The organism is Bradyrhizobium sp. MI1.3 (genome assembly GCF_055811695.1).
The window spans coordinates 87827-94309 of sequence record NZ_JBVVPQ010000024.1 but is presented as its reverse complement, the minus strand read 5'-3'; the positions used below and the strand labels follow the sequence as shown (position 1 = coordinate 94309).

General features: G+C 63.9%; 6 protein-coding genes. All 6 read right to left on the bottom strand.

Annotated features, from left to right (window positions below):
* Positions 1-107: 107 nt before the first annotated feature.
* On the bottom strand, positions 108-1295 hold the full coding sequence (uxuA, locus tag AC0L3A_RS19375) for a mannonate dehydratase (protein ID WP_473255022.1): 1188 nt from the start codon (positions 1293-1295) through the stop codon (positions 108-110).
* 18 nt (positions 1296-1313) lie between these two features.
* Positions 1314-2363, bottom strand: coding sequence for an L-idonate 5-dehydrogenase (locus AC0L3A_RS19370; RefSeq protein ID WP_473255009.1), 1050 nt, complete (start codon positions 2361-2363; stop codon positions 1314-1316).
* On the bottom strand, positions 2360-3766 hold the full coding sequence (locus tag AC0L3A_RS19365; RefSeq protein ID WP_473255008.1) for a TRAP transporter large permease: 1407 nt from the start codon (positions 3764-3766) through the stop codon (positions 2360-2362). The genes AC0L3A_RS19370 and AC0L3A_RS19365 overlap by 4 nt, the downstream gene beginning before the upstream one ends.
* A 4-nt stretch (positions 3767-3770) precedes the next feature.
* Positions 3771-4349 carry a TRAP transporter small permease gene (locus AC0L3A_RS19360; protein ID WP_007595831.1) on the bottom strand — a complete coding sequence of 193 codons (579 nt, stop codon included), beginning with the start codon at positions 4347-4349 and terminating at the stop codon, positions 3771-3773.
* A gap of 136 nt (positions 4350-4485) precedes the next feature.
* The gene (locus AC0L3A_RS19355) at positions 4486-5445 is read right to left on the bottom strand and encodes a sialic acid TRAP transporter substrate-binding protein SiaP (protein WP_473255021.1); all 960 of its coding nucleotides are present in this window, start codon (positions 5443-5445) and stop codon (positions 4486-4488) included.
* A gap of 104 nt (positions 5446-5549) precedes the next feature.
* Positions 5550-6359 (bottom strand): FadR/GntR family transcriptional regulator, encoded by an 810-nt coding sequence (locus tag AC0L3A_RS19350; protein WP_007595834.1) that lies wholly within the window; start codon positions 6357-6359, stop codon positions 5550-5552.
* Positions 6360-6483 lie beyond the last annotated feature (124 nt).

Sequence of the window (6483 nt, the reverse complement as noted above, 5' to 3'; positions counted from 1 at the left end):
CCCCCCCGCCCTCCCCCCCCCCCCCACCCAACCCCCGCCCTCCCCGCGCGCGCACGCTTCGCTGCGCCGCTGCGCTCGCAATGACGGTGCGGATAGGGCTTTGGCCCCTATTGATGCTCGATCGCGCGGATTGCGCCGCGCAGCTCGGCGAGACCGCGGAGGCGACCGATCGCGGTGTAGCCCGGATTGGTGCGCTTGGTCGCCGCGAGATCGTCCAGCATGCGGTGGCCGTGGTCGGGCCGAAACACGATCTGCCGGTCGGGCGAACGCCGCGCGTTCTCCTTCAGCAGCGCCTTCAGCACTGCGACCATGTCGACGTCACCGTCGAGATGATCGGACTCGTAAAAGGACAGACCATCCGCTTCGCGCTTGGTCGCGCGCAGATGCGCAAAGGCAATGCGCGGACCGAAGCGTTCGGCCATCGCGGCAAGATCGTTCTCGGCGCGCACGCCGAGCGACCCTGTGCACAGGCAGATACCATTCGCCTTTGACGGTACGGCATCAAACAACGCCTGATAGTCATCGGCGCTGGACGCGACGCGCGGCAGCCCGAACAGCGGGCGCGGCGGGTCGTCCGGATGCAGTGTCAATGAGACCCCGAGCTGCTCGGCGACGGGTGTGACGCGGCCCAAAAACTCGGCGAGATGTTGCCGCAGGATTTTTGGCGTGACGTCGCGATATGTTTCAAGCCGGTCGCGGAATTGCGGAATGGTCATCGGCTCGGTGGTCGAGCCCGGCAGCGCGCTGGCGATCACCATGACGAGGTAATCGATATCGGCCTGGCTCATCCCGTCGAACAGCTTTTTGGCGCGCGCCTGCTGCTCCGGTGAATAGTCCTGCACGGCGGCGGGGCGCTTAAGGATATGCAGCTCGAACGCCGCGAACCGATCCTGGTCGAAGCGCATCGCGCGGGCGCCGTTCGGCAATTCCCACTCCAGATCGGTGCGGCACCAGTCCACCACAGGCATGAAATTGTAACAGATGATCTTGATGCCTGAGGCGGCCACCGCCTCCAGGCTCGCGATCCATGCCTCGATCGACTTCGTCGCCTTGCCGCCGAGACGCTTGACGTCGTCGGGGATCGGAATCGATTCCACCACCGACCAGGTCAGCTGCGAACGGCCGGGTTGGCCGTTCTCGATGAAGTTCTTGCGCTCCTCGACCGCCTTGCGGGTCCAGGCTTCGCCGATCGGCACCTGATGCAGCGCCGAGACGATATCGCTCGCCCCGGCCTGCCTGACATCATCGAGCGAGACCGGATCGTCCGGCCCGTACCAGCGCCATCCCTCCAGCATCATCGAAATTCTCCCGGATCAGTTCGCGGTCAGCACGACCTTGACGCTCTGCGAGCGGTCGAGCGCCAGCCGCAGCGCGTCCGGCGCGGTGGACAGCGGCCGCTCGGCGGTGACCAGCGACAGCACGTCGATGCTGCCGTCCGCAATCAGCTCCACCGCCGTCATGAACTCGAGCCCGAAGCGGAACGAACCGCGCAGGTCAATCTCCTTGGCCATCACCGCATTCGCCGGCACCGGAATCTGGCCACCCGGCAAATTACCGATCTGCACCACAACGCCGCCGCGCCTGACGATACCGATCGCACTGGCAAGGCCTGCAGCCGTGCCTGAGACTTCGAAAGCGACATCGTACGGGCGCGACGCGGCCTGCGCCTTCAGGCCTTCCTCGCCGGCTGCGACATTCTCGACGTGAGAGGCGCCGAGCCGGCTCGCAAAGGCCAACGGGGCCGGCGCGATGTCGGCCACGGTGATGTCCGTCATGCCGGCGCGGCGCGCGGCGAGCATCGTCAGAAGCCCGATCGGACCGGCGCCGAAGATGATGCCGCGCTTGCCTTCGATGTTGCCGGCACGCGCCACCGCGTGCAGGCAGACCGCGAGCGGCTCGGCCAGCGCCGCGGCCTGATAGGACACATGATCGGGGATCTTCACGCACTGCGCCGGGATCGCGTCGAAGTAGTTGGCGAAGCCGCCCTGCATGTGCGGCGTCTTCGAGGCCGAGCCCATGAAGTAGATATTTTCGCAGAGGTTTTGCCGGCCTTGACGGCAAGCGCCGCAATGGCCGCACCAGCGCGACGGGTTGACGGCAACGCGGTCGCCGACCTTCAGGTTCGCCGCGGAGCCCGCGATCTCCATGACCTCGCCTGAAATTTCGTGACCGAGCACCAGCGGCGATTTCACCACGAAATCGCCGGTGCGAGCATGACGGAAATAATGCATGTCCGAGCCGCAGATGCCGCCGGCGCCGAAACGGAGGCGCACCATGCCTTCAGCGAGCTTGTCGAGCGGATGCTCGACCATGCGCAGGTCTTCGGGGCCGAACAGGGTTGCGGCGAGAGCTGTGGATGTCATTTGGAAAGTCCCATGTATTTTGGCAGCCAGAGGGTCAGTTCGGGAATGTAGGTGATCGCGATCAGCGCGAGCATCAGCGGCACCAGCCAGGGCAGGATCGCGACCGTGGTGCGCTCGACCGAGAGCTTTGCCACGCGTGCCAGCACGAATAGCACCATGCCGAGCGGCGGGTGCAACAGGCCGATCATCAGGTTCAGCGTCATGATCAGGCCGAAATGGATGGGATCGATGCCGAGCTTGAGCACGATCGGCAAGAGGATCGGCACCAGGATGGTGATCGCGGCCGTGGTGTCGATGAAGCAGCCGACGAACAGGATCAGGACGTTGGCGAGCGCCAGGAACACCCATTTGTTATGGGTGATACTAAGCATCCAGTCCGACAGCAGTTGGGCTGCCTGCGACACCGTGAGCAGCCAGGCAAAGATCGAGGCAGCGGTGACGATGAACAGCACCGAGGCCGTGGTCTCGATGGTGTCGAAGGTCGCCTTCGCCACCGTCTTCAGCGTCATGGTGCGGTAGCGCACGAGGCCAAGGAACAGCGACCAGATCACGGCGGCGACGGCAGCCTCCGTCGGCGTGAACCAGCCCAGCGTCATGCCGCCGATCAGGATCACCGGCGCCATCAAGGCCATGACCGCCGAGAAATCGAAGTACCAGTCGAGCGCGAGCAGCGCGACCAGGCCAATCCCAACGGCCCAATTGGTGGAGAGGCCGGCGACCGTCAGAAGCCAGACGGCCATCGGGAAGCTCAGTACGACGAGGATCTCGAGCCCCGCCGATCCCAATTGCGGCCAGGAGAACGGCGTATCGCTGCCCCATTTGTTCTTGTACGCGAAGTAGGTGACGGTGGCCATCATGAGCAGCGTCAGCACGACGCCTGGAATGACGCCCCCCAGAAACAGCGCGCCGATCGAGACGTTCGCCATCATGCCGTAGATCACGAAAGGCAGCGACGGCGGGATGATCGGGCCGAGCGTGGCGGACGCCGCGGTGACGCCGACGGAGAATTCCGTGGTGTAACCGTGATCCTTCATCGCCTTGATCTCGATGGTGCCAAGGCCGGCAGCATCCGCGATCGCGGTGCCGGACATGCCGGAGAAGATCACCGAGCCGATGATGTTGACGTGACCGAGGCCACCGCGCATCCAGCCGACCAGCGCGACGGCGAATTTGTAGATGCGCCCGGTGACGCCGGCAATGTTCATGAGATTGCCGGCCAGGATGAAGAACGGCACGGCGAGCAGCGGAAAGCTCTCGACGCCGGCGATCATGCGCTGCGCCAGCGTGACGTCGGGCGTCACCCCGCTGACCAGGATGTAGAGCAGCGACGACGACGCCATGGCAATCGCCACGGGAACGCCGAGCAGCATCAGGATGAGAAAGCCTCCAAGCAACAGCAACATGGGATTACCCTTCAAAACCGTCGTAGGCGCCGGGACGTTCGAGGATCGAGTAGCCCTGCCGCAAATGTTGGATGGCCACCTGCACCGAGCGGACGAACATCAGCACGAAGCCGGCAAGCACGGCGTAATAGACGTAGTCCTTGGGAAGATTGATCGTGGTCATGGACTCGTCGCCGATGATCTGGATGTAGACCCAGACCAGCTTGATGGCATAGCCGAAGAAGACGATCCGGATCAGATCAATGACGGTCGACAAAGCGCGCGCCGCGACATGCGGCAGATAGCGGTAGATCAGATCGACCTGGATGTGCCGCGACAGCCGCACGCACATCGAGGAGCCGATGAAGACCACGCCGATCAAGCAGTAGGTCGCGATCTCCTCGGTCCAGGCGTAGCTGTCGTTGAGCACGTAGCGGGTAAAGAACTGCAGGAAGACGGCGAGCGCCATCACCCAGAAGATCGCCAGCGCGACCCAGTCCTCGAAAGCGTAGATGCCGAGATCGACCTTGGGTGCCGCCTCTTCCTCGAAGGTGTGGGCGATCTCGTCCGCGGTGATCTGCCGGTGCGTTTCGGCGGTGGACATGGGTGTGCTCTCCAAACTGGTCACGTCGTTCCGGGATGGTGCGCTAGCACCAGACCCGGAACCTCGAGATTCTCAGGTGCGCGATTGCGCACCGTAGTTCGGTCCTGCGGACCGCCCCGGGATGACGACTACGTCGTCATTTCACCGCCTGAATGCGTTCCCAGTCGGCCTTGCGATAGCCAAACGTCTCGAACGCGACGTTCTTCAGAACGGTGTCGCGGAACTCGTTCTTGTCGACCTCGGTCACGGTCAGGCCCTTCTCCTTGAAGAAGGCAACCAGCTTGGCCTCATTCTGCTTGATCTCCGCGGTCGCCTTGGCGGCGGCTTCCTGCGCGACGTCGGTGAAGATCTTCTTGTCCTCGTCGCTGAGCTTCTTCCAGAGCGCACCGGCCACCACCGTGTTGAGATGGTCAACAATGTGGCCGGTCAGCACGATGTGCTTCTGCACCTCGTAGAACTTCTTGGCCTCGATCGTGGTGAGCGGATTCTCCTGCGCCTCGACGGTGCCGTTCTGGAGCGCCAGATAGACTTCGGCGAACGCGATCGGCGCGGTGTTGGCGCCGCAGGCGCGCGGCATCGCCAGATAAGCGGGCACGTCGGGCACGCGCATCTTGAGGCCCTTGAGGTCGGCACAGGTCTTGATCGGCTTGTTCGACGAAGTCTGGCGCACGCCGTAATAGGTCACCGCGAGGATGTGGTGGCCGCTCTTGTCCTCGTAACCCTTGGTGAGCTCCTTGAAGATGTCGCTCTTGGTGTAGGCGAGCAGATGATCGGCATCGCGGAAGGTGTAGGGATAATAGGTCACGCCGATCGGCGGAAAGCTCTTGGCCGCAAAGCTCGAGCCGGAGATGATGATGTCGACCGAGCCAAGCGAGAGGCCCTGGTTGATGTCGGCTTCCTTGCCGAGCTGCGACGCCGGATAGACGTCGATCGCATAACGCCCATTGGTGCGCTTGCCGATTTCCTGCGCGGCCCACACTGAGGCGGTGTGGAAGGGCTCCGAGGCCTCGTAGACATGGGCCCATTTGAGCTTGGTCTGCGCCATGCCGGCGCCAGTCGTCGCAATCATCGCCGCGGCCGAGACCGCCAGCACCATTGTCATCTTTTTCAACACTGACTTTTCCTCCATTTTTCAAGTCTGCTTCTTTTAAATCTGCTTCTTGTCCGCCCGCCCCCGACGCGGGTGCGGGCCGCACAATCTCATCGCGGTCGCGCGCTGCTGCTCGTGACTCGCTTCTTCTTCGGCGCACGTTGCGGTCTTGACGGCTTTGCCGTCGATCGCGCCACCCGCCCGGACGACGGTCCTGCCACCTTCTCGGCGCCGAAGTTCTGCGCAAAGCGCTCCTGGGATCTCGCGAGATGATCGCGCATCGCATCGCGCGCGGCCCCGGGATCGTGCGCCGCGATCGCGTCGCGCACCGCGCGATGCTCGTCGAGCGCAGTGCGCCACGTGCCCGGGCTTTCGAAATAATGCGCAAGCTGCGCGAAATAGGGGTTGAGGCGCTGGTCGAACAGCTCGCCGACGACGCGCACCAGAACGGCATTGCCGAGGCTTCCGGCGATCGCGACGTGGAAGGCGCGGTCGTGGACCATCGAGGCTTCGCCGGGGTGTTCTACATTCTCCATCGCGACAAGGGACGCATCGATACGGGCAACGTCGTCCTTCGTCGCCACGCGCGCGGCTTCTTCGGCGATGGCACTTTCCAGGAACTCGCGGGCACGCAACAGCTCGAACGGGCCCTCGATGACGGAAGCAGGCGCGGTCGCCGCAACCGCCGCGGGCTCGATCACATAGATGCCGGAACCGACGCGGATGCGGAGGCGGCCCTCGACTTCGAGCGCGATCAGGGCTTCGCGCACCGTCGGCCTGGATATCTTGAGCTGCTCGGCGAGTTCGCGCTCGGTCGGCAAGCGGCTGCCGACCGCGTACTCGCCGCTGTCGATCAGGCTTCGCAATTGATCGGCGACCTGGCGATAAAGCCGTCTCGCCTCCACAGCTTCCAGCGGCACGCTGGTCCTCCCGAAAGGGTCATGCCGGCAGCTCTCGCTGCCCGCGGCCCGCCAATTTTGGAAAATTGGTCTTACCAATTGACCGCAGCATTGACCGAGGACAGGCGCCATGTCAAGCAGCGGC